At 68.9% G+C, this 26,339-nt stretch carries 30 protein-coding genes and 1 pseudogene; 19 read left to right on the top strand and 12 right to left on the bottom strand.

Going from position 1 to position 26,339, the window contains the following annotated elements; translation table 11 throughout:
- Positions 1 to 53 precede the first annotated feature (53 nt).
- On the bottom strand, positions 54 to 872 hold the full coding sequence (locus tag A5680_RS13035) for a serine hydrolase (protein ID WP_067819930.1): 819 nt from the start codon (positions 870 to 872) through the stop codon (positions 54 to 56).
- Positions 872 to 1,945 carry a class I SAM-dependent methyltransferase gene (locus A5680_RS13030; protein ID WP_067819927.1) on the bottom strand — a complete coding sequence of 358 codons (1,074 nt, stop codon included), beginning with the start codon at positions 1,943 to 1,945 and terminating at the stop codon, positions 872 to 874. Before A5680_RS13030 ends, A5680_RS13035 begins: the two co-directional genes overlap by 1 nt.
- A 32-nt stretch (positions 1,946 to 1,977) precedes the next feature.
- On the opposite strand from A5680_RS13030, the gene A5680_RS13025 reads away from it, so the two are divergent.
- Complete coding sequence (locus tag A5680_RS13025; protein WP_055405153.1) at positions 1,978 to 3,063, top strand: S-(hydroxymethyl)mycothiol dehydrogenase; 1,086 nt, start codon at positions 1,978 to 1,980, stop codon at positions 3,061 to 3,063.
- Positions 3,063 to 3,686 carry an MBL fold metallo-hydrolase gene (locus tag A5680_RS13020; protein WP_067819923.1) on the top strand — a complete coding sequence of 208 codons (624 nt, stop codon included), beginning with the start codon at positions 3,063 to 3,065 and terminating at the stop codon, positions 3,684 to 3,686. Before A5680_RS13025 ends, A5680_RS13020 begins: the two co-directional genes overlap by 1 nt.
- A gap of 32 nt (positions 3,687 to 3,718) precedes the next feature.
- Here A5680_RS13020 and A5680_RS13015 read toward each other — a convergent pair whose 3' ends face one another.
- Positions 3,719 to 4,435 carry an SHOCT domain-containing protein gene (locus tag A5680_RS13015; RefSeq protein ID WP_067819920.1) on the bottom strand — a complete coding sequence of 239 codons (717 nt, stop codon included), beginning with the start codon at positions 4,433 to 4,435 and terminating at the stop codon, positions 3,719 to 3,721.
- 71 nt (positions 4,436 to 4,506) lie between these two features.
- On the opposite strand from A5680_RS13015, the gene A5680_RS13010 reads away from it, so the two are divergent.
- From A5680_RS13010 to A5680_RS13000, 3 genes are all read left to right on the top strand, one after another.
- Positions 4,507 to 5,463, top strand: a complete 957-nt coding sequence (locus A5680_RS13010) for an SDR family oxidoreductase (RefSeq protein ID WP_067819917.1) — start codon at positions 4,507 to 4,509, stop codon at positions 5,461 to 5,463.
- A gap of 16 nt (positions 5,464 to 5,479) precedes the next feature.
- The gene (locus A5680_RS13005) at positions 5,480 to 6,577 is read left to right on the top strand and encodes an SAM-dependent methyltransferase (RefSeq protein ID WP_067819914.1); all 1,098 of its coding nucleotides are present in this window, start codon (positions 5,480 to 5,482) and stop codon (positions 6,575 to 6,577) included.
- Between the two features lie 68 nt (positions 6,578 to 6,645).
- Complete coding sequence (locus A5680_RS13000) at positions 6,646 to 7,032, top strand: hypothetical protein (RefSeq protein WP_055405148.1); 387 nt, start codon at positions 6,646 to 6,648, stop codon at positions 7,030 to 7,032.
- 1 nt (position 7,033) lies between these two features.
- On the opposite strand, the gene A5680_RS12995 is transcribed toward A5680_RS13000, so the two are convergent.
- Positions 7,034 to 8,713 carry an Hsp70 family protein gene (locus tag A5680_RS12995; protein ID WP_067819912.1) on the bottom strand — a complete coding sequence of 560 codons (1,680 nt, stop codon included), beginning with the start codon at positions 8,711 to 8,713 and terminating at the stop codon, positions 7,034 to 7,036.
- A 106-nt stretch (positions 8,714 to 8,819) separates the two neighbouring features.
- Positions 8,820 to 9,905 (bottom strand): dihydrodipicolinate reductase, encoded by a 1,086-nt coding sequence (locus A5680_RS12990; RefSeq protein ID WP_055405146.1) that lies wholly within the window; start codon positions 9,903 to 9,905, stop codon positions 8,820 to 8,822.
- Positions 9,906 to 10,011: 106 nt separating this feature from the next.
- On the opposite strand from A5680_RS12990, the gene A5680_RS12985 reads away from it, so the two are divergent.
- From A5680_RS12985 to A5680_RS12970, 4 genes are read left to right on the top strand one after another with little or no spacing between them, the layout of a single operon-like run.
- Complete coding sequence (locus A5680_RS12985) at positions 10,012 to 10,341, top strand: MmpS family transport accessory protein (RefSeq protein WP_197281321.1); 330 nt, start codon at positions 10,012 to 10,014, stop codon at positions 10,339 to 10,341.
- Positions 10,342 to 10,359: 18 nt separating this feature from the next.
- Entirely contained in the window at positions 10,360 to 11,658 is a 1,299-nt protein-coding gene (locus A5680_RS12980; RefSeq protein ID WP_067819909.1) for a cytochrome P450, read from the top strand.
- The gene (locus A5680_RS12975) at positions 11,655 to 12,194 is read left to right on the top strand and encodes an ester cyclase (RefSeq protein ID WP_067819906.1); all 540 of its coding nucleotides are present in this window, start codon (positions 11,655 to 11,657) and stop codon (positions 12,192 to 12,194) included. The genes A5680_RS12980 and A5680_RS12975 overlap by 4 nt, the downstream gene beginning before the upstream one ends.
- A gap of 9 nt (positions 12,195 to 12,203) precedes the next feature.
- Positions 12,204 to 12,644: a hypothetical protein gene (locus tag A5680_RS12970; RefSeq protein WP_067819903.1), complete on the top strand. Its 441-nt coding sequence runs from the start codon at positions 12,204 to 12,206 to the stop codon at positions 12,642 to 12,644.
- Here A5680_RS12970 and A5680_RS12965 read toward each other — a convergent pair whose 3' ends face one another.
- Positions 12,645 to 13,343, bottom strand: a complete 699-nt coding sequence (locus A5680_RS12965; RefSeq protein WP_067819900.1) for a haloacid dehalogenase type II — start codon at positions 13,341 to 13,343, stop codon at positions 12,645 to 12,647. It abuts the gene before it with no gap.
- A gap of 151 nt (positions 13,344 to 13,494) precedes the next feature.
- Between A5680_RS12965 and A5680_RS12960 the strand changes: the two genes are divergently transcribed.
- The 5 genes from A5680_RS12960 to A5680_RS12940 all read left to right on the top strand — a co-directional run bounded on the left by A5680_RS12960 (position 13,495) and on the right by A5680_RS12940 (position 18,022).
- Positions 13,495 to 14,058, top strand: a complete 564-nt coding sequence (locus A5680_RS12960; protein WP_067819897.1) for a sigma-70 family RNA polymerase sigma factor — start codon at positions 13,495 to 13,497, stop codon at positions 14,056 to 14,058.
- Positions 14,055 to 14,750: an anti-sigma factor domain-containing protein gene (locus A5680_RS12955; RefSeq protein WP_067819894.1), complete on the top strand. Its 696-nt coding sequence runs from the start codon at positions 14,055 to 14,057 to the stop codon at positions 14,748 to 14,750. Before A5680_RS12960 ends, A5680_RS12955 begins: the two co-directional genes overlap by 4 nt.
- Before the next feature lie 203 nt (positions 14,751 to 14,953).
- Complete coding sequence (locus tag A5680_RS12950; protein WP_369827659.1) at positions 14,954 to 15,517, top strand: fasciclin domain-containing protein; 564 nt, start codon at positions 14,954 to 14,956, stop codon at positions 15,515 to 15,517.
- Positions 15,518 to 15,604: 87 nt separating this feature from the next.
- Positions 15,605 to 17,356, top strand: coding sequence for a cytochrome c biogenesis protein DipZ (locus A5680_RS12945; RefSeq protein WP_067820038.1), 1,752 nt, complete (start codon positions 15,605 to 15,607; stop codon positions 17,354 to 17,356).
- Between the two features lie 87 nt (positions 17,357 to 17,443).
- Positions 17,444 to 18,022 carry a fasciclin domain-containing protein gene (locus tag A5680_RS12940; RefSeq protein WP_067819889.1) on the top strand — a complete coding sequence of 193 codons (579 nt, stop codon included), beginning with the start codon at positions 17,444 to 17,446 and terminating at the stop codon, positions 18,020 to 18,022.
- Positions 18,023 to 18,422: 400 nt separating this feature from the next.
- On the opposite strand, the gene A5680_RS12935 is transcribed toward A5680_RS12940, so the two are convergent.
- Both A5680_RS12935 and A5680_RS12930 read right to left on the bottom strand, forming a co-directional pair.
- On the bottom strand, positions 18,423 to 19,910 hold the full coding sequence (locus A5680_RS12935) for an NAD(P)/FAD-dependent oxidoreductase (protein WP_067820035.1): 1,488 nt from the start codon (positions 19,908 to 19,910) through the stop codon (positions 18,423 to 18,425).
- Positions 19,911 to 20,140: 230 nt separating this feature from the next.
- A complete protein-coding gene (locus tag A5680_RS12930; protein WP_055405078.1) occupies positions 20,141 to 20,371 on the bottom strand; it encodes a hypothetical protein in 231 nt (76 codons plus the stop codon).
- Positions 20,372 to 20,602: 231 nt separating this feature from the next.
- Between A5680_RS12930 and A5680_RS12925 the strand changes: the two genes are divergently transcribed.
- The gene (locus tag A5680_RS12925; protein ID WP_067819887.1) at positions 20,603 to 21,355 is read left to right on the top strand and encodes a cutinase family protein; all 753 of its coding nucleotides are present in this window, start codon (positions 20,603 to 20,605) and stop codon (positions 21,353 to 21,355) included.
- A gap of 4 nt (positions 21,356 to 21,359) precedes the next feature.
- On the opposite strand, the gene A5680_RS12920 is transcribed toward A5680_RS12925, so the two are convergent.
- The 3 genes from A5680_RS12920 to A5680_RS12910 are packed head-to-tail and all read right to left on the bottom strand — an operon-like array spanning position 21,360 to position 23,415.
- Positions 21,360 to 22,112: an Rv3717 family N-acetylmuramoyl-L-alanine amidase gene (locus A5680_RS12920; RefSeq protein WP_067819884.1), complete on the bottom strand. Its 753-nt coding sequence runs from the start codon at positions 22,110 to 22,112 to the stop codon at positions 21,360 to 21,362.
- Between the two features lie 26 nt (positions 22,113 to 22,138).
- Positions 22,139 to 22,792 (bottom strand): enoyl-CoA hydratase-related protein, encoded by a 654-nt coding sequence (locus A5680_RS12915; protein ID WP_067819881.1) that lies wholly within the window; start codon positions 22,790 to 22,792, stop codon positions 22,139 to 22,141.
- The gene (locus A5680_RS12910; protein WP_067819877.1) at positions 22,789 to 23,415 is read right to left on the bottom strand and encodes a TetR/AcrR family transcriptional regulator; all 627 of its coding nucleotides are present in this window, start codon (positions 23,413 to 23,415) and stop codon (positions 22,789 to 22,791) included. The genes A5680_RS12915 and A5680_RS12910 overlap by 4 nt, the downstream gene beginning before the upstream one ends.
- A gap of 122 nt (positions 23,416 to 23,537) precedes the next feature.
- Here A5680_RS12910 and A5680_RS12905 point away from each other — a divergent pair, with 122 nt between their 5' ends.
- From A5680_RS12905 to A5680_RS12895, 3 genes are read left to right on the top strand one after another with little or no spacing between them, the layout of a single operon-like run.
- The gene (locus A5680_RS12905) at positions 23,538 to 23,747 is read left to right on the top strand and encodes a three-helix bundle dimerization domain-containing protein (protein WP_067819874.1); all 210 of its coding nucleotides are present in this window, start codon (positions 23,538 to 23,540) and stop codon (positions 23,745 to 23,747) included.
- A gap of 39 nt (positions 23,748 to 23,786) precedes the next feature.
- Positions 23,787 to 24,203, top strand: coding sequence for a DUF6636 domain-containing protein (locus tag A5680_RS12900; RefSeq protein WP_067819871.1), 417 nt, complete (start codon positions 23,787 to 23,789; stop codon positions 24,201 to 24,203).
- A 37-nt stretch (positions 24,204 to 24,240) separates the two neighbouring features.
- Complete coding sequence (locus A5680_RS12895; protein ID WP_067819869.1) at positions 24,241 to 25,410, top strand: acyl-CoA dehydrogenase; 1,170 nt, start codon at positions 24,241 to 24,243, stop codon at positions 25,408 to 25,410.
- Here the strand turns inward: A5680_RS12895 and A5680_RS12890 are convergent.
- Positions 25,407 to 25,964, bottom strand: coding sequence for a TetR/AcrR family transcriptional regulator (locus A5680_RS12890; protein WP_067819866.1), 558 nt, complete (start codon positions 25,962 to 25,964; stop codon positions 25,407 to 25,409). The two genes, A5680_RS12895 and A5680_RS12890, sit on opposite strands and share 4 nt — an antisense overlap.
- A 155-nt stretch (positions 25,965 to 26,119) precedes the next feature.
- Between A5680_RS12890 and A5680_RS12885 the strand changes: the two are divergent.
- Positions 26,120 to 26,339, top strand: a pseudogene (locus A5680_RS12885) (hypothetical protein); the annotation flags it as partial.

The raw sequence follows: 26,339 nt of genomic DNA, 5'->3' as shown, positions 1-26,339 counted from the left end.
TGCGTGTCTATTGTGCCTTGTGTTGCCCATGTTGCGCTAGTGTGCATTTTCCTTTAGCCGTATTCGGCGAGCACGGCGTCGGAAAAGGCCGGCCACGGCGCCAGCGCCCAGTCCCCGAAATCGCGGTTGGTGAGGGCCACCAGCGCCAGGTCACGGTCCGGATCTGCCCAGATGAAGCCGCCCGCCTGGCCGAAATGACCGTAGGTTCGCGGCGAGTTGCGCGCGCCGGTCCAGTGCGGCGTCTTCGCGTCCCTGATCTCGAAACCCAGCCCCCAGTCGTTGGGTCGTTGGACGCCGTAGCCGGGCAGCACGCCGTCCAGGCCGGGAAATTGCACCGTCGTGGCCTCGGCGTGCAGTTGCGCCGAGACCGTCGCCGGCCGCAGCAGGTCGACGGCGAATTTACCCAGGTCAGCCACCGTGGACGTGGCGCCGAACCCGGCCGCGTCCGCGCCGCCCTCCAGCCGGGTCGACGCCATCCCCAGCGGCTGGAACACCGCCTCGGCCAGATAGCGGCCGAATTCGATGCCGGATTCGCGCTCGACGGCCTGGGCCAGCACGGCGAAGCCGTAATTGGAGTAGATGCGCCGCGCGCCGGGCGCGGCCAGTACGTGATCGTTGCCCAGGGCCAGGCCCGACGCGTGCGCCAGCAGGTGCCGGATGGTGGCGCCCGGCGGCCCCGCAGCGGTGTCCAGGTCCACGACACCCTCTTCGATCGCGACGTGCGCGGCCCGGGCCACCAGCGGCTTGGTCACCGACGCCAGCGCGAACACCCGCGCGGTGTCGCCGTGGCCGGCCAGCACGCCGTCGGGCCCGATCACCGCCGCGGCGGCGGCCTCGACCGGCCAGTCGTCCAGCGCGTCGAGGGCCGACATCACTTCCGGGCGATGTAGTAGTTGTTGATGGGATCGGACTCGATCTCCGCCACCCGCACGTCGCCGAAACCGGCGTCGGCCAGCATTGCGGTGGCGAGCTGCGTTCCCCATGCCGTGCCGAGCCCAGCGCCGTCCAGCGCCAGCGACACCGTCATGCAGTGCATCAGCGACGTGGTGTACAGGTAGGTGCTCATCGGAATGCCGACGTTGTCCTCGAGCCGGCTCGACGCCTTGATGTCGGCCATCAGCAGGACACCGCCGGGCCGCAGGGCGCGATGGATGTTCTCCAGCACCCGCGCCGGCTGGGCCTGATCGTGGATGGCGTCGAACACCGTGATGACGTCGTAGGCGTCCCGCTTGTCCAGCAGCGCCAGGTCGTGGCTCTCGAAGGTCGCGTTCGCCAGGCCCAGCTCGGCCGCCTCGCGGGCACCGACGGCGATGGCGTGTTCGGAGAAGTCGACGCCGGTGAAGCGGCTGGCCGGGAACGCCCCTGCCATCACGTTGATCGCGTGGCCGCTACCGCAGCCGAAGTCCGCCACGTCGGCCCCCGCGCGCAGGCGGTCGACGAGCCCGTCGACCAACGGCAGCACCGTGTCGACGAGCGCGTTGTCGTAGACCGCGGCGCTCTGCTCGGCCATCAGCGCGTGGAAGCGCGGGAATTCGCTGTAGTGCACCCCGCCGCCGGCGCGGAAGCAGCCGACGATCTGTTGTTCGACTTCGGCGAGCAGCGGGACGAAAAGGGCCACCAGGGCCAGGTTGTCCGGGCCGGCCGCGCGGGTCAGCACCGCGGCCCGCTGCGCGGGCAGGGAGTAGGTGGCGGCGCCGGGGTCGTAGTCGACGACGCGCCCGGTGGTCATGCCGGCCAGCCACTCGCGCACGTAGCGCTCGTTGAGGCCGGCGGCCTCGGCGATCCGGGCGCTGGTGGCCGGCGGGAGCCCGGCCATCGTCTCGAACAGGCCGGTCTGATGCCCGATGCTCAGCAGCAGCGTCAGGCTGGCGCCGTCGATGGCCGCGATGATCCGTTCGCTGAATTCCTCGGTGGTTTCGAGCCCGGTCTCGCTTGCTGCCGTCACGCCCTGGGACGCTACACCGTAGGTTGGTGGCCATGAGTCAGACAGTGCGCGGCGTGATTTCGCGAAAGAAGGGCGAGCCCGTCGAATTGGTGGACATCGTCGTCCCCGACCCGGGTCCCGGTGAGGCCCTGGTCGACATCATCGCCTGCGGGGTGTGCCATACCGACCTGACCTACCGCGAGGGCGGCATCAACGACGAGTACCCCTTCCTGCTCGGCCACGAGGCCGCCGGCCGGGTCGAGGCGGTCGGCCCCGGGGTGACCGCCGTCGAACCGGGCGACTTCGTGATCCTGAACTGGCGGGCGGTCTGCGGGCAGTGCCGCGCCTGCAAGCGCGGCCGCCCGCACCTGTGTTTCGACACCTTCAACGCCGCGCAGAAGATGACGCTCACCGACGGCACGGAACTGACGCCCGCGCTGGGCATCGGGGCGTTCGCCGATAAGACGCTCGTGCACGCCGGCCAGTGCACCAAGGTCGATCCCGCCGCCGACCCGGCCGTCGCGGGCCTGCTCGGCTGCGGGGTGATGGCCGGCATCGGGGCGGCGATCAACACCGGCGCCGTCACCCGTGACGACACCGTCGCGGTGATCGGCTGCGGCGGCGTCGGCGATGCCGCGATCGCCGGCGCCGCGCTGGTGGGCGCCCGGCGCATCATCGCGGTGGACACCGACGACACCAAGCTGGACTGGGCCCGCCAGTTCGGCGCCACCCACACCATCAACGCCCGCCAGGCCGACGTCGTCGAGGCCATCGGAGACCTCACCGACGGGTTCGGGGTCAACGTGGCCATCGACGCCGTCGGCCGGCCCGAAACCTGGAAGCAGGCCTTCTACGCCCGCGACCTCGCGGGAACGGTTGTGCTGGTGGGGGTTCCGACGCCCGACATGAAGCTGGAGATGCCGCTGATCGATTTCTTCAGCCACGGCGGTTCGCTGAAGTCGTCCTGGTATGGCGATTGCCTGCCGGAACGGGACTTCCCCACCCTGATCGACCTCTATCTGCAGGGCCGGCTGCCCCTGGAGAAGTTTGTCTCCGAGCGAATCGGGCTAGACGACGTCGAGGAGGCGTTTCACAAGATGCATGGTGGCTCGGTGTTGCGGTCGGTGGTGGTGCTCTGATGGTGTCCATCGACCGGGTGGTGACGCACGGCACCTTCGAACTCGACGGCGGCAGTTGGGAAGTCGACAACAACATCTGGCTGATCGGCGACAACTCCAACGTGGTGGTGTTCGACGCCGCGCACGACGCGGCGCCGATCGTCGAGGCGGTGGGCGGCCGCCATGTGGTCGCGGTGGTGTGCACCCACGGCCACAACGACCATGTGACCGTGGCGCCGGAGCTCGGCAAGACGCTCGACGCGCCGGTGCTGCTGCACCCGGCCGACGAGGTGTTGTGGCGAATGACGCACCCGGACAGCGATTTTCGGTCGGTGTCCGACGGCGAAACCATCAGCGTGGGCGGGACTGAGTTGCGAGCGCTGCACACCCCGGGCCATTCCCCGGGATCGGTGTGCTGGTATTCGCACGACCTGGGCGTGGTGTTCAGCGGCGACACTTTGTTCTCCGGCGGCCCGGGCGCGACCGGCCGCTCGTATTCGGATTTCCCGACGATCCTGGAGTCCATCTCCGAGCGCCTGGGCAAGCTGCCCGGCGAGACGGTGGTGCACACCGGCCACGGCGACAGCACCACGATCGGCGACGAGATCGTCCACTACGAGGAGTGGGTGGCCCGCGGCCACTGAGCGGCTTTTAGCACCCCCAGCCGAATCCGGCCCTAACGCCCCTCCAGCACGCGGCGCTTCTCGGCCTCGAACTCCGTGTCGGTTAGCGCCCCGGAATCTCGCAGGGCCGCAAGGGTTTTGAGGCGCTCCAGCCGCACACCCTCGTCGGTCGGCTCGTGGGCCAGCGCAACGGCGGGAGCGTGATACGACGGGTTCGCCGCCACGACCGCCCGGCGCCGGGTGCGGGCCAGCCATGAGCCCGCCAACAGCGCACCGACCAGCCCCGCCACGAAGGTGGCGACGAACAGCCACACCAAGAAGCCATAGGAACTCTGGTGCCCGAAGGCCAGTCGCGGGGCGATGAAGCCGTTGACCTGCCCGTCGGTGGTGATGTTGTAGGTGCCGTTGGCCGCGATCCGCGCCACCCACACCCGCACGTGCGCGTCGTTGTTGACCGTCGTCGTGGTCCCGATGCTCTCGGTCACCACCGGCTGCGCCACCCCCTCGGGCGGCGCGATGGTGACCCCCAGCGGCGGCACGGGCAGCCCGCGGTCGGGACCACTGATCACAACGGTGTGCAGGCTGACGGTGACGTCGCCGGCCGGCAGGTAGACGCTGCCCGACCCGGGGATCGGCACTTCGCCGTAGGCGTTGTATTTGTCCAGGAAGAAGGCGTTGAGCACCAGGGCGGTGATGAAACCGCCCACCGATACGACCATCATCGCGATGGCAGCGGCCAGCGAAATCTTCGCGAGCCGTCGGCTGCTCATCCACGCAGTGTGTCACCGGGGCGGCAAACGGCGCACACTGGACCCGGGCTACACCGAGAGGAGCGTTACGCATGGCCAACGATCTTGTCGCCACGGTGCCCGACCTGTCGGGCAAGCTGGCAATCGTCACCGGCGCCAACAGCGGCCTTGGGTTCGGCCTGGCCCGGCGCCTCGCGGCCGCCGGCGCCGACGTCGTCATGGCGATCCGCAACCGCGCCAAAGGCGAGAAGGCGATCGCCGAAATCCGCACCGCGATCCCCGACGCCAAGCTGACCATCAAGGCGCTGGACCTGTCGTCGCTGGCCTCGGTCGCCGCCCTGGGTGAACAACTCAACGCCGAGGGCCGACCGATCGACATCCTGATCAACAACGCCGGCGTGATGACGCCGCCGGAACGCGACACCACGGCCGACGGCTTCGAATTGCAGTTCGGCAGCAACCATCTCGGCCACTTCGCGCTGACGGGACACGTGCTGCCGCTGCTGCGCGCCGCCGGCAAGGCGCGCGTCGTCTCGCTGAGCAGCCTGGCGGCCCGCCAGAGCGGCAAGATCCATTTCGACGACCCGAATTTCGAGAAGTCCTACGCGGCGATGTCGGCGTACGGCCAGTCGAAGCTGGCGGTGCTGATGTTCGCCCTCGAACTGGACCGGCGCAGCCGCGCGGCCGGCTGGGGCATCGTCTCCAACGCCGCGCACCCGGGCCTGACCAAGACCAACCTGCAGATCGCCGGGCCGTCGCACGGCCGCGAGAAGCCCGCGCTGATGGAGCGGCTGTACAAGGCGTCCTGGCGGTTCACCCCGTTTTTGTGGCAGGAGATCGACGAGGGCATCCTGCCGGCGCTGTACGCGGCCGCCGCGCCGCACGCCGAGGGCGGCGCGTTCTACGGGCCCCGCGGTTTCTACGAGGCGGCCGGCGGCGGGGTGCGGCCGGCCAAGGTGCCCGAGCGGGCGCGCAATGAGGCTGACTGCCAACGGCTTTGGGAGCTCTCCGAGCAACTCACCGGCGTGAGCTACCCGAAGCCAAGCTGACGACTATCGTTGGGACATGCGGCCTGAGCCTCGGATGCCCGAATCGAGCATTGTGGTCCGGCCCGAGCCGGTTTACACCCAGTCGTCGCGCCTGCAGGCCGCCGGGTTGGCCCCGGCGATCGCATTGTTCGAGCGCGCCGCCGAGCAGGTGGCGCTGCCCAAGGCCCCGCAGCCGATCGTCATCGCGGATTACGGCGCCGCCAATGGGCACAATTCGCTCAAGCCGATGTCGGCGGCCATCGCGGTGCTGCGTCGCCGCACCCGGCAGGACCACGCAATCCTGGTGGTGCACACCGACATTCCCGACAACGACTTCTCGGCGCTGTTTCACACGCTGTCCGACGACCCGGAAAGCTACCTGCAGCTGGACGCGGCGACGTTCGCGTCGTCGATCGGCCGCTCGTTCTACGACCAGATCGTGCCGTCCAAGACGGTCAACCTCGGCTGGTCGTCGTGGGGGACACAATGGCTGAGCACCGTGCCCGGCGAGGTGCACGACCACGTGCACGTGACCTACAGCAGCGACGCGACGGCGCGCGCCGCCTACGCCGAGCGGGCCGCCCTGGACTGGCACAACTTCGTGGCGTTCCGCGGCCGCGAGCTGGCGCCCGACGGCCGGCTGGTGGTGATGACGATCGCCCAGGACGAGGACGGCACGTCGGGGTTCCCGACGCTGCTCGACGCGATGCTGACCGGGCTGGACGATCAGGTGCGCGACGGAATGCTCCGCCAGGACGAGGCACGGCGCATGACCATCCCGACTTTCGCCCGCAGCGAGAAGGACTTTCGCGCCCCGTTCGCGCCGAGCGGGCGCTTCGAGGGCCTGACGATCGACCACCTCGAGATGTTCAACGCGCAGGACCGATTCTGGGCCCGCTACCAGGCGGACCGTGACGCCGAGGCGTTCGGCGGCCAGTGGGCGGCGTTCGCCCGGGCTGCCCTGTTCCCCGCCCTGGTGCGCGGGCTGGACGGCGGGGCCCACGACGCGCGGGCCGGGGAATTCGTCGACCAGCTGGAGCGGGCGGTCGCGGCGCACCTGTCAACCGCGCCGGAGCCGATGCGGATTCCGCTGGCGCTGGTCGAGCTGGTCAAGCGCGAGCGAACCAGCCCGTGAGAGTTTCGACACAACGCCGCAACGGGTAACCCCCTCACATCGCGACTGCGACTGCGAGGGGGTTTTGCATGAGCGTGCAGGATGACAAGTCCACTGATCAGGCCAACGATCAGGACAAGGATCAAGACGACGAGCAAAAGCTGACCGAGAAGCCGGAGCCCGACGAAAGCGACAAAGAGAAGGCCGCCGAGATGATGGAGGCCTACAAGGAGAAGCCCACCATCGTGCTGCCCGGCACCGGCGGCAGCGTTTCGGGCACCGCGGTGAACGACTGGCTGGACGAGGACGGCAACCCCAAGCACGAAGTCGCCGAGGGCGCCGATTCCGGCGAGCAGAGCAAGTCCGACGATTCCCGCGACGAGGAAGCTCTCAAAGAGCAGATCGAGAAGGACAAAGAGCTCAACGAGAAGCTCAAAGAGGCCGCGAAGGCGGAGAACAAGGGCGAAAAGGATTGACCTACTGGGTCGTTCCCAGCGCCGGCAGTTGGGGGATGCCGCGAATGCCCAAGTCTCCCCCGATCCCTTGAATGATCTGGTTGACCCGGTCCAGCCCGGGAATGGGCTCGTTGAGGCCGGGCACCGGCGGAATGGGCGGCACCTCCGGGATCCGTGGGATCGCGGGAAGTGGCGCGGCCGCCAGCGGCGGCGCCTGCTGCGGTTTGGCTGACGGGACGGTGGTGGACGGCGTCTCGGTGTTGGCCGGTGGATTGGTATCCGTGACGGACGGCGGCGGCACCTCTTGCGTTGGCGGCGGTGGCTGAGCGGTCGCGGTGTTGGCCGACGGTGCGGGAGCCGGGCTGCTGGTCACGCCGGGTGCCGGCGTGATCGCCGATTTGTTCGCCGAGTGCAGGCCGATCGTGACCGCGGTGCCCACCAGCAGCGCGGCCGCCGCCGCGCCGACGACCGCCGCCAGCACGGGCAGCCGGAACAGGCGCCGCTTGCGCTTCTCGGGCTCACTCGATGGTTCGGCAGGAGGCGTCACCCTCGCTTCGGTCGTGGTCTGCGACCACGCCCGCGCGGGCATGGCGCTCGCGGCGGGCGCGGCCTTCGCCGTGGCGGTCGCGGGCGCGGCGGGCGCCGACGCCGTGGCCACGTTTTCGCCGGGTCCGTGCGCCGCCCGCAGCGCGGCGCCGGTGGCCGCCGTGAGCTGCGGGCGCGGCGTGGTGATCACCGGGACGCGGAAGTACTGCGACAGCGCGGCGGTGATCGCGGGGATATTCGCCCCGCCCCCGGCGGCGACGATCGCCACCAAGTCTTGGATCCCGTTGCGCGCCAACGTGTTTTCCAGCACCGCCACGAACCTGTCGAGCGGTGTGCGGATCGCCTCGTCGAGGTCGGCGCGCGTCACCGTCACGTCGCCCGTCAGGCCGTCGCGCAGCGCGGTCGTCGTGCCCGACGACAGTTCCTCCTTGGCGGCCCGGCAGGCGGTCCGCAGCCGGCTCAGCGAATCGATCGCCACGGTGCCCGCCGGGTCGAAGCCCGCGGTGCTGGGCATGTTGGAAACGACGGCGCTCAGCAGCGCCTGGTCGATCGAGTCGCCGGAGAAGTCGTTCAGGCGCAGGGTTGGGGCCAGCGCCTGGTAGTCGCCGTCGGTGGCCATGAACGTGACGCTGGTGCCGCTGCCGCCGAAATCGCAGACCGCCACGGTGCCGCGAGCCGGTATGCCGGGGTTGGTGCGCACGGCGAACAGCGTGGCCGCGGCGTCGGGAATCAGCAGCAGCGGCCGCGCCCGGTTGGACCACTCGGCCACCGCGCTCAGCGCGGTGCCCACGGCGTCGACCGTCGGCGAGGCCCAGTGGGCGGGATAGGTCACCGCCACGCTCTCGGGCAGGGGCCGGCCGCCGGTCACGGCGTAGGCCACGGCGCGCATGGCGTCGGCGACCAGTTCCTCGCCGCGGTGCACCGAGCCGTCAGCCGCCACGATGCCGCGCGGGTCGGCGACCCGGTTCACGAAACCCGTCATGACCAGGCCGGGCTGGTCATGGCGCGGGTTCTCCGCGGGAATGCCGACCTCCGGGGCGCGCTCGGGGTAGAGCGTCAGGACCGGTTTGCGGGTGACGGCCTGGTCCGCGGCGACCGCCGCGAGGTTGGTGGCCCCAATCGAAAGGCCCAGCGCGGTCCCAGCTCCATTGGCCATATATCCCAAACCCCAACTCCAGCGACTCGCACTCGGCTAGCCGTTATTGTGCCGCCGAAACCTGTACCGCGTCTCAGCGACACCTAGGTGCCCGCTGTGTGCGGGGTCAGCGGATGTTGCCGGCCCCGGCGATCAGCGGCAGGTCGAGCGGGGTGACCCAGCCGGGCCGCAGGTCGTTGACCGCAGGCACGGCGTTGAGGGCCCGCATCCCCGTCGCCAGGCACCCGGCGGTGGCCGCGTCGCGGCCCGAGCCGTCGGTGAACCGGAACGCGGTTTCCTGGAAGACGCTCGGCGTGCCCTCGATGTCCACCCGGTAGACGTCATTGTCGTGGCCGCAGGGCCAGTCCGGTGCGGCGTCGAGGCCGATGCGGTTGACGTGCTCGAGCTGAATCCTGGTCTCGCCCTTGTAGATTCCGTTGATGGTGAAGCGGACGGCGGCGACGTGCCCGGGCTTGATGACGCCCTTGACGGTGTTGCGCTCGGTGGGCGTCACCCATTTGTCCCAGGTGGTTGTGATCTCGTCGAGCATGATGCCGGCCGCGTGCGCGATCATCGGGACGGTGGCGCCCCACGCGAAGATCAGCATGTTGGAGTCTTCCAGCAGCGGGGTGTATTCGGGCTCGCGGCCGATGCCCATCTCGACTTCGTAATCGCCTTCGTAGTTCGTGTAGTCCAGCAATTCCGACGCCCGCACCCGGCGCACCTCCGAGCACAGGCCCATCAGCGTCATGGGGAACAGATCGTTGGCGAACCCGGGGTCGATGCCGGTGGTGAAGCAGGACGACTCCCCCAGCTCGCAGGCCTCGGTGATGGGCGCGATCCAGTTCGGCGGGTTGAGGTGCATGGTCGGCCACACCCACGGCGTCATCGCGGTCGAGCACACGTCGATGCCGGCTCGCAGGAAGCGGGTGATCAGCGCGATGTTGTCCTTGGCGTGCATGGCGGTCGGGCCGTAGTGCACCAGCGCGTCGGGCTTCAGCGCGATCAGGGCGTCGACGTCGTCGGTGGCGATGACGCCCACCGGCGCTCCCAGCCCGCAGACGTCGCCGACGTCGCGCCCGACCTTGTCGGGGTTGCTGACGCCGACGCCCACCAACTCGAACAGCGGGTGCTTGACGATCTCGGCGATCACCATCTTGCCGACGAAGCCGGTGCCCCAAACCACCACACGTTTTGTGCCGTGTTCCGACATACTCACCTTCCCGTACCAGCCCCCGTGGGACTCACCCTAGACCGGCCCGACCTTCGACTAGCCGGAAAGCTTCCCTAGCACCGCATGTGATGACACGATGCAAATCATGACGAAGCATGTGCGAGCGCTCTCGGTCCTGTTCGCTGTCGGCGTCGCGGCCGCCCCCGTGGCCCACGCGATCCCGCAGATGCCCCAGGCCCGCTACGAGGTGACCGGTACCGGCGTCGCGCAGTACATCTCGTACCAGACCGACCAAGGCCAGCTGCACCAGGTGAACGCGCCGCTGCCCTGGTCGACGGAGTTCACCTCGTTCGGGGGCCAGGTGTTCGTGGTCAGCGCGCAGGGCGTCGGGCCCATCCGCTGCCGGATTCTGCTCGACGGCAACGTGGTCGCCGACGCGCAGTCGGCGGGCGGCCGGACCGTCTGCACGCACTAATCCGCAGGAGGTTCTCTGGTGAGTCTGAAGACCGGCATCGCGACGCGAACCAACGGGGCGCCCCCGCCCGAGGTCCCCCTCGCCGACATCCACCTCGATTCGCTCGACTTCTGGGGCCTGGACGACGACTTCCGCGACGGCGCCTTCGCCACCCTGCGGCGCGAGGCGCCGCTGTCGTTCTGGCCCGCGATCGAGATGGAGGGATTCGAGGCGGGCGAGGGCTATTGGTCGCTGACCAAACACGACGACGTGCACTTCGCCAGCCGTCACCCGGAGATCTTCAGCAGCACGCCGAACATCACCGTCAACGACAACGCGCCCGAGATCGCCGAATACTTCGGCTCGATGATCGTGTTCGACGACCCGCGACACCAGCGGCTGCGTTCGATCGTCAGCCGGGCGTTCACGCCGAAGGTGGTGGCGCGCATCGAGGCGTCGGTGCGCGAGCGGGCGCGCCGGCTGGTCTCGGCGCTGATCACCAACCACCCCAACGGGGAAGCCGATCTGGTCACCGAGCTCGCCGGCCCGCTGCCGCTGCAGATCATCTGCGACATGATGGGCATCCCCGAGGAGGACCATCAGCGAATCTTCCACTGGACCAACGTGATTCTCGGGTTCGGCGATCCCGACCTGACGACCGACTTCGACGAATTCCTCAAGATCTCGATGGACATCGGCGCGTACGCCAGCGCGCTCGCCGAGGACCGCCGGCTCAATCACCACGACGACCTGACCACCAGCCTGGTCGAAGCCGAGGTCGACGGCGAACGGCTGACGTCGGCCGAGATCGCGTCGTTCTTCATCCTGCTGGTGGTCGCCGGCAACGAGACCACCCGCAATGCGATCAGCCACGGCGTGCTGGCCCTGTCGCGCTACCCCGACGAGCGGGAGAAGTGGTTTGCCAACTTCGACCGGCTGGCGCCCACGGCGGTCGAGGAGATCGTGCGGTGGGCCTCTCCGGTGGTGTACATGCGGCGGACCCTGACCCGCGACTTCAAGCTGAGCGGCACCAAGCTGGCGGAGGGCGACAAGGCCGTGCTGTGGTACAACTCGGCCAACCGCGACGAGTCGACGTTCGACAACCCCTGGCTGTTCGACTTGGCGCGTACGCCTAACCCGCACTTCGGTTTTGGCGGCGGCGGCGCGCATTTCTGCCTGGGCGCCAACCTCGCCCGCCGCGAGATCCGGGTGGTGTTCGACGAGCTGCGCCGCGAAATCCCGGACATCGTCGCGGTCGACGAGCCCGCGCGGCTGCTGTCGCAGTTCATCCACGGCATCAAGACCCTGCCGGTCGCCTGGACCCCACCCCGCGGATGACCGTTCCCGCGTTCCCCTCGCCGGAGGTGTTGGCCGCCCGCGAGAAGCTGGTGCTCGACCACTTCCACGACGAGGTTCGTCAGGACTGGGACGACGTGCTGGCGACGTTCCCGCATCCGCGCTATGAGCTGATCCCACAGATGATCGTGCACGACGGCGACACCGCGGTGCGCGAGTACTACACCTACACGCGGACCGCGTTTCCCGATCAGGACCACGAGATCATCGCGTTGCGGCACAGCGCCGACGCGGTGATCGTCGAGTTCTGGTTGATGGGCACCCATCGCGGATATCTGGGTAAGGTCCCGCCCACCGGCAGCCGGTTCCGGGTCCGCATGACGGCCTACTTCGTGTTCGACGGGTCCGAAACGCTTGTCTGCGAACGCATTTACTTCGACACGCTGACCATGATCAAACAGCTCCTCGGCGGGCTGGACTTCAAGAAGCCGGCGAACTGGCTGCTGGCCGCGCGCTGCGCGCGCGGCTTCCTGTCGATGTCGTCGGAAAAGCCCGACCCGGCGCTGACGGGTGCCTAGACTTTCCGCATGCGTGGGCTTTATGCGTTAGGCGGCCTGGCCGCCGCGGCGATGCTGGCTGCCTGCGCCGGCGCCACGGCCGCCCCCACCACCTCGCACACCGTCAAATGGATCGACCTGCAGGTCGGCGACTGCGTGGCCGACCTCCCGCCGATCGACCTGAGCCGGGTGACCGTCACCGCCGTCGACTGCGGCACACCACATTTGGCCGAGGTGTATCTGCGTGGTCCCCTGGCCGTCGACAAGGCCGTCGCCATCGTCGCCAACAAGGACTGCAACGCGGGATTCGCGCCGTACACCGGCCGACCCGTCGACGGCAGCCCGTTCTCGATCACCTATCTGATCGACTCGAATCAGGATCGCACCGGCGCCGATCCCACCCCGAGCACGGTCATCTGCCTGCTGCAGTCCGCGAACGGGCAGACTCTGACCGGGTCGGCGCGGCGCTGATCAGCAGCCGAGTTGCGCCGCGAGGTCGCCGAAGTCGGACGCGTTGACGTCGAACTCGTCGGAATAGGCCACGTCGGCCTCGCCGTCGACCCCGAACTCCAGCGGACGCGCGACGAAGGCCGTCGCGAAGCCCAGCCGGCCCGCCGCGCGGATGTCGTACTTGTGGCTGGCCACCATCATGATCTCGGCGGGCTCGAGGCCGAGATAGGTCGCGGCCATCCGATAGATGGCCGGGTCGGGCTTGAACACCCCGGCCATCTCGGCGGCGAAGACCGCGTCCCACGGCAGGCCCGCCCGCTTGGAGATCTCGACGACGGCTGACACGTCGGCGTTGGACAGGGTGGCCAGCGTGTACCCGGCTTTCAGGCGCGTGAGCCCGGGCACCACGTCCGGCCAGGGCTTGAGCCGTCGCCAGGCCCGAGTCAGCTCGTCTCGTTCGGCCTCCGTGAACGCGATGCCGCGCTCGTCCAGCACGGTGTCGAGCGCCCGCCGATACACCGAGTGCACCGACACCCACGCGCTTTGGTCGGCCCGTGACTGCCCCAACGTCGTGAAGTAGCCTGCGCGCCAACGCCTTACCACCTCGGGCCAGTCGGCGTCCGGGTGCCGGCCGGCGCTGATCCGCCGCGCCTCGTCGCAGACGGTCGAATGAAAGTCCGTCGCCGTGCCTTGCACGTCGAACAACAGAGCTTTGACCACCCGCCAATCATGGCCGCTCGCGCGGTTGACGGGAACCGTCCGCCCGGGCCCGGGCTACGAATACCGGGAGTGGATACATGTCGGGACCTCGGCGCGGCCGGCGCCCCGATCCGGCCGTGCCGATGCCGGGCTGGCGCTAGGCTACCGATCGATGACCGGACCGCCGCCGCCCAGCAAGGACCTGGACGCACTGCTGCGCGAGGTCGCGCGCGGGGACCGCGACGCGTTCGCGGCGGTTTACGACCTCACTAAGAGTCGGGTGTACGGCATGGTGATGCGGGTGCTGCGCGACTCCGGCTACAGCGAGGAGACCACCCAAGACGTCTACTGCGAGGTGTGGCGAACCGCGCCGGACTACGACTCCGCCAGGGGCTCGGCCCTGTCCTGGCTGCTGACCATCGCGCACCGGCGGGCCGTCGACCGGGTGCGGGCCGAGGAAGCGTCCGGCAAGCGGGATGCCCGCTACGCCGCGGCGAGCGCCGACCCCGCCACCGACGTCGTCGCCGATTCGGCGATCGCCGGCGACGAGCGTCGCCGGGTGGTCGAATGCCTGGGCGCGTTGACCGACACCCAGCGGGAGTGTATCCAGTTGGCGTACTACGACGGACTGACCTACAGCCAGGTCTCGGACCGGCTGGCCGCGAACCTGTCGACGATCAAGTCGCGCATGCGCGACGCGCTGCGCGCCCTGCGTAACTGCCTGGAAGTGCCATGACGGAACCGAACGAATTCGAATTGCTCGAGCTGGCAACGCCGTACGCGTTGGACGCGGTCTCGGACCAGGAGCGCGCCGACATCGAGCGGCGGCTGGCGGCCGCCCCGCGGTCGGTGGCGTCGGCCTTCGAAAGCGAAGTCCGCGCCGTCCGCGAGACCATGGCGGCCGTCTCGGCGACGACGGCGGTCGACCCGCCGGAGCACCTGCGGGCCGCCACGCTGGCGGCGCTGCCCGCCCGCGACGGGCGCACATTCGGTTGGCGCGCCGCCCTTTCGGCGGCGGCAGCAGCGGTGGTGGTCGGTGCCGTCGCGTTCGGCGTCGGGATAGCGATGCGCCCGCACCCGCCGTCGACCATCGCCGAGCAGGTGTTCGCTGCCCCGGACGTGCGCACCGTTTCCGGCCCGCTCGGCAATGGCACTGCCACCGTGGTCTTTTCCCACGACCGCAACGCCGGTGTGCTGGTGATGAACAACGTCCCGCCGCCGAAACCCGGGACGGTCTACCAGATGTGGTTGCTCGGCGACAAGGGGCCGACGTCGGCCGGGACGATGGGCACCGCTGCGGTGGCGCCGTCGACCACCGCGACGCTCACCAACCTCGGATCGTCGACCACCCTGGCGTTCACCGTCGAACCCGGCACCGGCTCACCGAAGCCCACCGGCACGATACTGGCCGCGCTGCCCCTCAGCTGATCGGAAAATCCGTCCGCGGCCCCCTCGTCTCCGAATCACTCCTGTCCGGTAGGAAAGGCGGCGCTATGGGCCGCCGCAGGAGAAGGGGTGCAAACGCGATGATCAACGTTCGCGGAAGGGCAATCGCGGCGGCGGGGCTCGCGACGATTGCGGTAGTGGGTTTTTCGGCGTGTTCGAACAACAAGCCGGCCGCTGGGCCGACGATGGGCAGCAGCACGGCCGTCAGCGTTGTGACGGCTCCGATGACGACGGTGGCCACCACCGATCCGGCGGCCGATCTGATCGGGGCCGACTGCGGTGACTACGCCAAGCAGAACCCCAGCGGCCCGGGTTCGGTCGCGGGGATGGCTCAGGACCCCGTCGTTACCGCGGCGTCGAACAACCCGATGCTGACCACGCTGACGTCGGCGCTGTCGGGCAAGCTCAACCCGAACGTCAACCTGGTCGACACGCTGAACAGCGGCCAGTACACGGTCTTTGCGCCCACCAACGCCGCGTTCGACAAGCTCCCGGCGGGCACCATCGACAAACTCAAGACGGACTCGCAGTTGCTGAAGAGCATCCTGACCTATCACGTGGTGCAGGGTCAGGCGAGCCCGATGAAGATCGACGGTGACCACACCACCCTGCAGGGCGCCAAGCTGACCGTCTCCGGTCAGGGCAACGACCTCAAAGTCAACAACGCCGGTCTGGTGTGCGGCGGGGTGCACACCGCCAACGCGACGGTGTACATGATCGACACGGTGCTGATGCCGCCGGCCCAGTGAACCACCTGGATGAACAGCCCGGCTTCGGCCGGGCTGTTTTTTTGCGGCGGCACCCATCCGCGGCGCGCTCGGCGGCGAATGTCTTTCATGCTGACCATCGCGCTGATCGGCTTCGTCGGGGGTCTCATCACCGGCGTATCGCCGTGCATCCTGCCGGTATTGCCGGTCATCTTCTTCGCCGGCGCGCAAGGCCGCGCCGATGCCCCTGCCCGACAACCGGTTCCGGGTGGGGGCGTGGACGTCGCGACACGACCGCGACGCGCATCGCGCAGTGCCCGCCCCTACCTCGTCATCGGCGGGCTGGTGCTCAGTTTCACCCTGGTCACGTTGGCGGGCTCGACGCTGCTGTCGCTGCTCCACCTGCCGCAGGACGCCATCCGTTGGGTCGCCCTGGTCGCCCTGGTCGCCATCGGTTTCGGGTTGATCTTCCCGGGGGTCGAACGGCTGCTGGAGCGCCCGTTCGCGCGTATCCCACAGAGGCAGTTCGGGTTTGGCGGTGGCGGCTTCGGTCTCGGGCTTGCGCTGGGCGTTTTGTATGTCCCGTGCGCCGGGCCGATCCTGGCCGCGATCGTGGTGGCAGGCGCCACGGCTCCCCTCGGCCCGCGCACGGTGGTGCTCACAGGCGCCTTCGCGCTGGGCGCCGCGCTGCCGCTGTTGTTCTTCGCGTTGGCGGGCCATCGGGTGGCCCAGCGGGTGGGGGCGTTCCGGCGGCGGCAGCGCGATATCCGCGTCACGGCCGGGATCGTGATGATCGCGCTCGCGGTGGGACTGGTGCTCAACATCCCCGCGGTTCTGCAACGCGCCCTGCCCGACTACACCAGCGGGCTGCAAGAAAAGTTGGCCGCCGACCCCGGGGTCCAGGAGAAGCTCTACCTCGGCGGCATCGTCAACGAGCAGAACGCGCAGCTGTCGAACTGCAGCGACGGCAACCGGGACCTCGAAAACTGCGGCCCCGCACCCGATCTCACGGGCATCACCGGATGGCTGAACACGCCCGGCAACCAACCGGTCCCACTGGCGTCCCTGCGCGGCAAGGTCGTGCTGATCGATTTCTGGGCGTACTCGTGCATCAACTGCCAGCGTGCCATCCAACACGTCGTCAGCTGGTACAACGCCTACCACGGCGACGGTTTCGAGGTCGTCGGGGTCCACACCCCGGAGTACGCGTTCGAACAGGTGCCCGGCAACGTCGCCAAGGGCGCCGCCGACCTGAGCATCACTTACCCGATCGCCTTGGACAACGGGTACTCCACGTGGACGAACTACCGCAACCGGTACTGGCCCGCCGAGTATCTGATCGACCCCACCGGCCAGGTGCGCCACATCAAATTCGGCGAGGGCGACTACAACGTCACCGAGGATCTGATCAGGCAGCTGATCGTCGCCGCACACCCCGGCCTCGAGTTGCCACCGCCGGCAGACACCGGCCGCTCGGCCCTGCCGGAGCGGACCACGCCCGAGACCTACCTCAGCGTCGGCAAGGTCGTCAACTATGGCGGCAACGGGGTATACGACGAGGGCACAACCACTTTCGACTATCCGCCCACCCTGGCCGCCGATCGCTTTGCGCTGAAGGGTCCGTGGTCGCTGGACTACCAGGGCGCCACCGCCGCAAGCAATCGGTCCGGCATCAAGCTCAATTACCACGCCAGGAACGTCTACATCGTCGTCGGCGGCAGCGGGTCCCTCACCGTCACCCGCGGCGGACGATCCGTCGTGATCCCCATCAGCGGGCCGCCGACGTCGCACCAGATCGTCTCGGCCGATCACCCGCAGTCGGAGACGCTCGAGGTACGCGCCGACCAAGGGCTGCAGGTGTATTCGTTCACCTACGGCTAAAAACTTTTTGCCCGCCACCCATCCGAACATGTCCGCGCTCCGAATCACTGCGCAAAGGTCGGACCAACCACAAAGGAGTCAAACGCGATGAACGCACACAGGACGGCAGCGAAGGGGTTCGCGGTAGCGGCGATGCTGGGTTTGGGTGTGGTGACCGCTCCCACCGCGGCGGCGGCCGATCTGGTGGGGCCGGGCTGCTCCGACTATGCGGCCGCCAACCCCAGCGGCCCGGCGTCGGTGGAAGGCATGTCGCAGGTTCCGGTGGCGGTGGCGGCGTCCAACAACCCGGCGCTGACCACCCTGACGTCGGCGCTGTCGGGCAAGCTCAACCCGAACGTCAACCTGGTCGACACGTTGAACAACGGGCAGTACACCGTGTTCGCGCCGACCGACGCCGCGTTCGGCAAGCTGCCGGCGCAGACCATCGACCAGCTGAAGACGGATTCCAACCTGCTGACCAGCATCCTGACCTATCACGTGGTGCCGGGCCAGCTGAGCCCCGCGAAGGTCGCGGGCGCGCACAAGACCGTTCAGGGCGCGAACGTGAACGTGACCGGCCAGGGCAACGGCCTTCGGGTCAACAACGCGGGTCTGGTCTGCGGTGGGGTGCCCACGGCCAACGCGACCGTGTACATGATCGACACGGTGCTCATGCCGCCGGCATAACCGGTGCTTTAGTTCGGTTGCGCGACGCTGGTCAGCGGCTGGAGCGTGTACGCCTCGGCGACAGAGTGCTGGGGCGCGTCCATGTTCCCCAGCACGAGGGCGAGGGGCGCCGCCAGACAAGCGCAGAAACGGCACAGTGTTTCCATTGGGCCCCACCATCTTTCGCATGGCTTGCGGACGTGGTTCCGCTCAGGCTGATTACCCCGCTCGGGCGCGGGCAAACGGTCCGGGGCGATTTCGGGTGATCGCCACGAGTCACACGGGCCTCACCGGTCACGGGAAGAGAGGCAATGGGCGTTGTGCCCGCCTCAGAGCGACAACCGGGGGATGCAGCACGTTGTCGCTGTGAGGCGGGCAAACGGTCGACCACCCCGGCCAGGGGCGCAAGTGGCGGGTGTGACTAGGCGATCACGTAGTCGTCGAGCGGGAACGTCCGGCCCTCGTGGACCGCGTTCAGCGTGGACGTCGGTCGCAGCAGCGACGCCTCACCGCTCGGGCTGAAGTAGTACGAGCGCGACGTGGCGCAGTCGCCGGCGTAGAACACCGAATTGTCGAGGCGCTTGGTCATCCGCTCGAGGAACCGTTCGTTGGCCTCCTCGGTCACCTCGAAGGTCGTCGCGCCGCGGCGCTTGACCTCACCGAGCAGGCGCTCCATGTGCCGCATCTGGTACTCGATGGTGTGAAAGAAGGACAGGCCGGAGAAGGCGAACGGGCTGGCCAGGCTCAGGTAGTTGGGGAAGTACGGCATGGACACGCCCTGGTAGGCCTGAAACCGGGTGTCGCGCCACCACTTGCCCAGGTTGCGGCCCTTGCGCCCGACCACCTCGATCGCCGGGAAGTTCGCCTCCCACAGGTCGAAGCCGGTCGCCAGGACCAGGGTGTCGATGACCCTCTTGCGCCCGTCGGCGGTGACGATGCCGTCCGCCTCGATCCGCTCGATCGAGGTGGTCTCCAGGTGCACGTTCGGCTTGTTGAAGGCGGGATAGAACACGTTGGAAAACGTCGGCCGCTTGCAGCCCATGTCGTAGTCAGGGGTCAGCTTGGCCCGCAGTTCCTTGTCCCGGATCCACCGGAACCGGTTGATCTTCGCCAGGTCGGAGGCGGAAATGTTGCCCCGGCCCCGGGTCTCCCGGAAGTGCAGGGCCCCGACGACCATGATGATCTCGAGGATGATGTCGGTCACCCACCGCAGCGCGCGCTGCGCCGCCGGCACCCGCCCGAACAGGCGCCGCACGCCGGGCGAGAACCCGAAATCGACCTTGGGCAGCACGTGGGTGGCGGTGCGTTGGTACACGGTCAGCTCGCCGGCCTCCTTGGCCAGCTCCGGGATCACCTGCACGGCCGACGCCCCGGTCCCGATGACGGCGATCCGGCGGCCCCGGTAGCTGTAGTCGTGGTCCCACGCGGTGGTGTGCACCACCTTGCCCGCGAAACTCGCGACGCCCGGGATGTCCGGCATGCGCGGCTGGGACAAAAAGCCCGTCGCGGTGATCAGGATGCGGGTCGTCAGCGTTTGGCCGTCGGCCAGCGCCACCCGCCATACCGAAGCGTCCTCGTCCCACTGGGCGCCCTCGACGGTCGTGTTGAACCGCATGTGCCGGCGCACGTCGTACTTGTCGGCGACGTCGGCGGCGTACTGCTTGACCTCGCCGCCCGGGGCGAACAGCCGTGACCAGCCCGGATTGGGCTCGAACCAGTACGAGTAGGTGGTCGACGGGATGTCGACGGCGATGCCCGGGTAGTGGTTGACGTGCCAGGTGCCGCCCAGGTCATCCTCGCGTTCGAGGATGACGAAGTTGTCATACCCGAGGCGCTTGAGCTGGATCGCGGCGCCGATGCCGCCGAAGCCCGCCCCCACGATGACGGCGTCGTATCGGTCCGTGTTCACAAACATGCTCCGTGTTATTGCCCCGTGCTTACTTACCAAATGCTTCGACTTACCTTACGTAACTCTAATAAAGAGCCGGGTATGACGCACACACGTTTGTCAGCATGTGACCTCGCCGACACCATCACGCGAACTCGGCAATGGGCACAAGTGACAGCCGCCTGACGCTTGACGACGCGCGATTTACGCCGCCCGCGCCAAAGCGCCTGTCCAACAGTCGGATCGGGAGGCTAGCCGCCGGTGGCCGCTCCCTGTAGCCGGCCCAGGAATTCGTGGCAGCGCCGCGCGCGCTCGGAGTCCTGTTCCATGACCTCGCTGAAGAAGGACGCGATGTCGTCCATGCCCGCGTTTTTGGCGTCGCGCACGTACTGGCCGTAGTCATGCCCGGCCTTCAGCGAGTGGTATTGCACCGAGACCAAGTCGAAGGCCACATCGTCGAAACCCGTTTCCCCGGTAGCCATGTCGTCACCTTTCCCTAGCTGGATCGTGTGTCTCGCGGTTCGGCTACCCGTGGGATAGGGGGCCAAACGACGGCCCGAAAGCTTTTTCCTAAGATGCCGATCCGGCCGGGGCGCATCAGAATGGATTCATTTGTTGCGTCGACACGCGGACCTCATCCGACGCTTGTCGTCGCGGCTCGGTATACAGGAAACGACGGATATTGCACTCGTGACAGTTTTGGAGGCGTTCGTATGGGCATCAGTCGCGGCATGATCGCACGTCACTTCGTCCGTTCCCTCACTCCCGCGCTGGTCGCGGCCTCGGGCCTCGGCGCGTCGGCCCTCGCCGGTTCGGTCCTCCCGACCGCGTCGGCCCAATGTCCCGACGTTCAGGTGGTGTTCGCCCGCGGCACCGGTGAGGCGCCTGGCGTCGGCCCCACCGGACAGGCCTTCGTCGACGCCCTGCACTCGCGCATGGGGTCCCGGTCGTTCGACGTCTACCCCGTCAACTACCCCGCCAGCGACCAGTGGGACACCGGCCTCGACGGCATCCGTGACGCGGGTGCGCACGTCAACTCGATGGCGCATGACTGCCCCAACACCAAGATGGTGCTGGGCGGCTATTCGCAGGGCGCCGCGGTCATGGGCTTCGTCACCTCGGCCGCCGTGCCCGATGGCGTCGACCCCAATACCGTGCCCAAGCCCTTGGACCCTTCGGTCGCCCAGCACGTGTCCTCGGTCGTGCTGTTCGGCATGCCCAACGTCCGCGCGATGAACTTCCTCGGCGAGCCGCCCGTCGTCATCGGCCCGGCCTACCAGGACAAGACCATCAAGGTCTGCGCCACCGAGGATCCGGTCTGCTCCGACGGCATGAACTTCTCCGCGCACAACACCTACGCCGACGACAACGCCGTCATAGACAAGGGCGTCGCCTTCGCCTCCAGCCACCTCGACTTGAGCGGGCCGCCGGCCGCGCCGACGTCGAGAGGCAGCTTCGGCGGCTGAGCCGCTACCTGCTGTTGAGGTAGGCGACGATCCCCTGGGTGACGGCCGCGGCGTAGCGCGCCCGGCCGTCGGGGCTTTCCATCCGCGCGGCGTCGTCGGCGTTTTTCATGTTGCCGAGTTCGACGAGGATCGCCGGGTACTGGGCGAGGTTCAGCCCCGCCAGGTCGGCGCGCCCGTACAGCCCGCCCGACCCGACGTAGTTGGACGGCTGAAAACCGGCCTGCACCAACGCATCCCGCATCGCGGTGGCGAGCTGGAGGGCGGGGCCGGCCTGCACGTCGTTCAGGGGCGGGCTCGAATAGTTCACGTGGAATCCGTGGCCGGAGGCGGGGCCGCCGTCGGCGTGCACGCTGACGATCGCGTCGGGGCGCATCGCGTTGGCCGCCGCGGCGCGCTGGTCGACGCAGGGGCCGACCGAGCTGTCGTTGCCGCGCGACAGTTGGGTGCGCACGCCCATCTGGTTCAGCGAGTCGTTGATCAGCCCGACGACGGCCCAGGTGAACGCGTGCTCGGGGTAGCCGTCGTCGGCGGCGGCACCCGACGTCTGGCATTCCTTGGTGCCGCCGCGCCCGTTCGGCACCTGCTGGCCGATCGACGCGTCGTTGACCGCGTTGTGGCCGGGGTCGAGAAAGACGGACGACCCGGAGACACCGGCTGACGCGCGGGGGGCGGTTATCAGCGGTGCGGCGCCGAGCAGCGCCGGCGCGGATCTCAGCAGGTCTCGCCGCGAAACGAATCCCCGGCGGCGGTCATCCACCGCGCGATGGTAACAATCGCGGCTGCTCAGACCTCGGTCAGCGCCCGCGCCGCGGCGCGGAACATGGTCTGCTTGATCGCGCCGAGCGTGCCGGGGTCCTTGCCGGCCAGCGGGCGCAGCAGGTCGGTCGCGGCCGCGGTCACCTGGCCCTCGGCCGCGGTCGCGTCGACGATGCCGAATTCGGCGGCCTCCTGCCCGCCGAAGCGCCGCCCGGTCGTCATCGAGGCCACCGCCGCGCGGGGCGTGAGCTTGGCCTGGATCAGGGCGGCCATCCCGTCGGTGAACGGGATGCGGATGTCGACCTCGGGGAAGCAGAAGAACCCGCGGTCGGCGCGCATCACCCTTACGTCGTGGGCCATGGCGAGCATGGCGCCGGCGCCGAACGCGTGCCCGGTCACCGCGGCCGCGGTCGGCAGGGGGAAGGTCAGGACGCGGGCCAGCAGGGCCTGCACCCGCCCGACGTAGGCTTGGGTCTGGTCGCCGTGCGCGCCCAGCCAGTCCAGGTCCAGCCCGTTGGTGTAGAACTTGTCGCCACCCGTCGTGACCAGACCCTGGGCGGCGCTTTGGATTTCGTCGAGCTGCTCGTTGATCGTGTCGAGAAAGTCCGGGGAGAACCGGTTTTCGTCGTCGCCGAGGTGCAGAATGGCAATCTTGTCGTCCCAGCCGAGTGTTGGTGTCATGCCTGGTCCCTTTCTCTGGTCCCGCGCCGGGGCTCCCCGACGTCGAGCACGGCCTTGACCGCGGCGCGCAGCCGCTCCCGCGCGCCCCGATCATCGATCCTGTTGCGGCGCAACAGGATCGCGGTCGGTAGGTCGACGATGCAGGTGGTGATGACGTCGACGGCCGCGGCGTCCTTGCGGTCCCACAACAGGCGGGCCAGCCGAATCATGGTCTGCACCAGCAGCCGGTCGAGGTCGCGCAGCTGTGCCGCGATGTCGGGCGGCGTCTCCGGGCCCAGTAGCTCGTCGCGGCGCACCGTGAGCAGCAGTTGCGACGACTCGGGATGTTGGTGGGCGAACACCGCCGGCGCCTCGGCCGCCGCCACCACGGCGTCGACGCCGTCCCCGGCCGGCGTGGCGTCGATCAAATCGGTTTGCGCGCTGAGGAATCGGTGCCCGGCCCGCAGCCAGGCGCGGCCGACGAGCCCCGCCCGCGAGCCGAACGAATGGTACAGCGCGCCGTTGGACACGCCGGTCGCGTCGCTGACGGCTCTGATCGTGACCGACGCCGGCCCCGCCCGCACCGCCAGCCGTTCGACGGCATCCAGGATCTGATCCTGGTCGTGCACGCGGGGGCGGGGCATGCGGACATAGTAACAGAGCATTCGCTCTGTTACTAACCGTCACCCGCCCGCAGCGGACTTTTAACACGCCCGGCACGCGAAAAGCCGTTTGACAGCGCGCGACGATCGGGAACCCCGTGCTCATGGGTAAGGTCACTCAGGTCAACGAGGAGGCGCTGTTGGCGGACATCGAGCGGCAACTGGTCGACGAGTTCCCCCAAGTGCCGGCTAAGGTCGTCGACGCCCTCATCCGTGAAGAGCACGCCCGGTTCACGCACAGCCGCATCCGCGATTTCGTCCCGTTGTTCGTGGAGAAACACGCGCGCGAGCAACTCAAGGGCCGGGCGAACTAAAAGCTATTCGGCGCGCCGCCCCGGGCCTACGCTGGGCTCATGGTCGGGCGCCGATGGGTCACGCTGGTGGTTGCCGCGACGGTCGGCGCCGCGCCCGGGACCGCACACGCGGACCCCGTCGACTTCCAATCCCCGTCCGGGAACATCTACTGCGTCCTGGACAGCCAAGGCGTCGCGTGCGACATCAGTGACTTCACCTATCAGCCGCCGCCGCCCCCGGAGTGCGGCAAGCATTTTCCGTGGGGCAATCGCTTCGTGTTGAACCTGGGCGAGCCCGCCGCCATTCATTGCCATGGCGACACGCTGCGCGTCGCCGGCGAGCAGACGCTCGACTACGGCCGGTCCCTGTCCGCGGGCACGATCACGTGTGCCAGCGAGCCGTCGGGCATGAAGTGCACCGACGGCAGCACCGGGCATTACTTCCGGGTGTCACGGGATTCGTACGACCTCGGCTGAGACTGACCGTACAAAATAGTATGGTACGGTCGGCGCCATGTCCGCGGTCGACGCTCGCCCGACGTACGGGATCACCGACGAGTTCGTCGCCCGCCTGGCCGAGCGCGCCGAGGAGGCCGAGCGGCTGCGCCGGCTGCCCGCATCGACGGTCAGCGAGTTCCGCGAGACCGACCTGTTCCGGCTGCTGCTGCCGGCCCGCTTCGGCGGCCTGCAGGCGCCGTTTCCCGAACTGCTGCAACCGATTCGGCGGATGGCGCACGGGTGCGCGTCCAGCGCGTGGACGTTGGGCTTCTACGCCCTGCACAACTGGCTGCTGTCGCTGTTCGACATGCGGGTGCAGGAGGAGGTGTTCGCCTCGGGGCCGGTGCTGGCGCCCGCTCCCCTGGCCCCGACCGGCCGCGGCGTCCCGGCCGACGGCGGCGCGCGCCTGACCGGCCGGTGGGCGTGGGCCACCGGCGCGATGGACGCGGACTGGGTGATGGTCGGGGCGCTGATCGAGCGGGCGGACCGCATCGACCCGGCGCTCGTCGTGGTGCCCGCCGAGCAGGTCGAGGTCGTCGACACCTGGCACACCGCGGGCATGCGGGGCACCGGGTCGCACGACGTCGTCGTCACCGACGTTGTGGTGCCGGAACACCGGATGGTCGTGGTGGCCGACATCTACGGCGGGACGGCGCCGGGCGCGGCGGCGCACGACGTGCCGACGTATCGCTGGCCGATGGTGCCCGCGCTGGCGCTGGTGGCGTCGATGCCGGTGCTCGGTGCCGCCGAGCGGGTGACCGAGCTGTTCGCCGAGCGGCTGGGCGAGCGCGTGCTGGCGTATAGCCGTGTGGCGCAAAGGGATCAGCCCGCCGCCCAGATCCGGCTGGCGAGCGCGCGGGTGCGGTTGCGCGCGCTGCGGGCGCTGGTCGACGAGACCGCGGGCGGCATCGATCGTATGGTGGCCGCCGGCGAGCGGGTTACTCGGTCGGTGCGCGCCGAGGCGCGGCTGGCGGCGGCCCACACCGTGCACGAGAGCCGGGCCGTCATCGCCGACCTGCTGGAGGCCTCCGGGGCCAGCGCGCAGTTCCTGTCGAACCCGCTGCAGCGTTTCAAGCGCGACGTGGACATCGCGGCCGGGCATGTGGTGTTCGATTACGACGTGAGCCGAGAGTTGGCCGGCGCGTTGGCGATTGGGGCCAAGATCTCGCCGATCGCGATGGTCTAGTCCTTGAGCATCAGCTCGAGGAACCGTTCGCGTTGCGCGGCCTTTTGCGCGTGCTGGGCCGAGCCGGCCAGATGCAGCAGCCCGATCCCGGCGGCGAAGGTCAGCTCGGCGCGCAGCTTCGCGTCCTGTGGGTCGAAGCCGTAGTCGCTGTAGGCCTTCGTCACGGTCTTGAGCAGGCGCCGGTCGGCCGCGCGGACGTTGGCGGCGGCGGCCGGGTCGGTGCGCGCCCATTCGCGCATCGCGCGTTCCAGCGTCCAATGCCCCGGGCTGGTGAGCGCGGTCATCATGGCGGACAGCCGTTCGCGCGGGGGCAGCGCGTCGAGCTCGGCCAGCGACTGCCGCTCCTTGTCCAGGAAGGTGTTCCAGGAGTCGACCAGCGCGGCCCGATAGGAATCCATGTCGGCGAAGTGCCAGTAGAAGCTGCCGCGCGTGACGCCGGCCTGCCGGCAGAGACCCTCGATCTTCAGCGCGCGCACCCCCTGCTCGGCGAGCAGCGTGTAGCCGGCCTGCAGCCAGTCGTCGACGGTCAGACGCGGGGGCTTGCGGGCGGCCACACCTGCAGGTTACGGGTGGGCGCCGCCCGCCGTTCGCTGCCGGCCTATGTGAATTCCTCCCGAACACGCGGCCAACCGACGGGTGCGCACGAAACATGGGTGTAACGTTCGGCTCACTGGCCGACGAACACCTGCTCAGTTTCGTTAGGGGTGGCGTGAGCGCATCCGATATCTCCGACGTGTTGGCACCGACCAACGCCGACGAGGTCGTGGTGTCGTTCCAGGACGAGTCTTTGCTGCTGGGCGGCGACCCCGCCGCCGTCGAGTCCTATCTGTCCCGGCTGCGCGCTGCTGTGGGGCAGGGTGTGCGCGTCGCGGGCATCGACAGCGCCTCGCTGGCGAACGCAGCGATCGCCGGGCTGGCCACGCTCCTGG

The sequence above is a fragment of the Mycobacterium sp. E2989 genome (assembly GCF_001667595.1).
Classification (GTDB): domain Bacteria; phylum Actinomycetota; class Actinomycetes; order Mycobacteriales; family Mycobacteriaceae; genus Mycobacterium.
Note: the sequence above shows the minus strand (reverse complement) of the source record. Positions and strands in the feature narration are given on the sequence as shown.

What these genes read in the sequence shown, in the direction of transcription:
- A5680_RS13035 (WP_067819930.1), bottom strand. Translation starts at nt 872, where the DNA reads ATGTCGGCCCTCGACGCGCTGGACGACTGGCCGGTCGAGGCCGCCGCC.
- A5680_RS13025 (WP_055405153.1), top strand. Translation starts at nt 1,978, where the DNA reads ATGAGTCAGACAGTGCGCGGCGTGATTTCGCGAAAGAAGGGCGAGCCC.
- A5680_RS13020 (WP_067819923.1), top strand. Translation starts at nt 3,063, where the DNA reads ATGGTGTCCATCGACCGGGTGGTGACGCACGGCACCTTCGAACTCGAC.
- A5680_RS13015 (WP_067819920.1), bottom strand. Translation starts at nt 4,435, where the DNA reads ATGAGCAGCCGACGGCTCGCGAAGATTTCGCTGGCCGCTGCCATCGCG.
- A5680_RS13010 (WP_067819917.1), top strand. Translation starts at nt 4,507, where the DNA reads ATGGCCAACGATCTTGTCGCCACGGTGCCCGACCTGTCGGGCAAGCTG.
- A5680_RS13005 (WP_067819914.1), top strand. Translation starts at nt 5,480, where the DNA reads ATGCGGCCTGAGCCTCGGATGCCCGAATCGAGCATTGTGGTCCGGCCC.
- A5680_RS13000 (WP_055405148.1), top strand. Translation starts at nt 6,646, where the DNA reads ATGAGCGTGCAGGATGACAAGTCCACTGATCAGGCCAACGATCAGGAC.
- A5680_RS12995 (WP_067819912.1), bottom strand. Translation starts at nt 8,713, where the DNA reads ATGGCCAATGGAGCTGGGACCGCGCTGGGCCTTTCGATTGGGGCCACC.
- A5680_RS12990 (WP_055405146.1), bottom strand. Translation starts at nt 9,905, where the DNA reads ATGTCGGAACACGGCACAAAACGTGTGGTGGTTTGGGGCACCGGCTTC.
- A5680_RS12985 (WP_197281321.1), top strand. Translation starts at nt 10,012, where the DNA reads ATGACGAAGCATGTGCGAGCGCTCTCGGTCCTGTTCGCTGTCGGCGTC.
- A5680_RS12975 (WP_067819906.1), top strand. Translation starts at nt 11,655, where the DNA reads ATGACCGTTCCCGCGTTCCCCTCGCCGGAGGTGTTGGCCGCCCGCGAG.
- A5680_RS12970 (WP_067819903.1), top strand. Translation starts at nt 12,204, where the DNA reads ATGCGTGGGCTTTATGCGTTAGGCGGCCTGGCCGCCGCGGCGATGCTG.
- A5680_RS12960 (WP_067819897.1), top strand. Translation starts at nt 13,495, where the DNA reads ATGACCGGACCGCCGCCGCCCAGCAAGGACCTGGACGCACTGCTGCGC.
- A5680_RS12955 (WP_067819894.1), top strand. Translation starts at nt 14,055, where the DNA reads ATGACGGAACCGAACGAATTCGAATTGCTCGAGCTGGCAACGCCGTAC.
- A5680_RS12950 (WP_369827659.1), top strand. Translation starts at nt 14,954, where the DNA reads ATGGGCAGCAGCACGGCCGTCAGCGTTGTGACGGCTCCGATGACGACG.
- A5680_RS12945 (WP_067820038.1), top strand. Translation starts at nt 15,605, where the DNA reads ATGCTGACCATCGCGCTGATCGGCTTCGTCGGGGGTCTCATCACCGGC.
- A5680_RS12940 (WP_067819889.1), top strand. Translation starts at nt 17,444, where the DNA reads ATGAACGCACACAGGACGGCAGCGAAGGGGTTCGCGGTAGCGGCGATG.
- A5680_RS12930 (WP_055405078.1), bottom strand. Translation starts at nt 20,371, where the DNA reads ATGGCTACCGGGGAAACGGGTTTCGACGATGTGGCCTTCGACTTGGTC.
- A5680_RS12925 (WP_067819887.1), top strand. Translation starts at nt 20,603, where the DNA reads ATGGGCATCAGTCGCGGCATGATCGCACGTCACTTCGTCCGTTCCCTC.
- A5680_RS12915 (WP_067819881.1), bottom strand. Translation starts at nt 22,792, where the DNA reads ATGACACCAACACTCGGCTGGGACGACAAGATTGCCATTCTGCACCTC.
- A5680_RS12910 (WP_067819877.1), bottom strand. Translation starts at nt 23,415, where the DNA reads ATGCCCCGCCCCCGCGTGCACGACCAGGATCAGATCCTGGATGCCGTC.
- A5680_RS12905 (WP_067819874.1), top strand. Translation starts at nt 23,538, where the DNA reads ATGGGTAAGGTCACTCAGGTCAACGAGGAGGCGCTGTTGGCGGACATC.
- A5680_RS12900 (WP_067819871.1), top strand. Translation starts at nt 23,787, where the DNA reads ATGGTCGGGCGCCGATGGGTCACGCTGGTGGTTGCCGCGACGGTCGGC.
- A5680_RS12895 (WP_067819869.1), top strand. Translation starts at nt 24,241, where the DNA reads ATGTCCGCGGTCGACGCTCGCCCGACGTACGGGATCACCGACGAGTTC.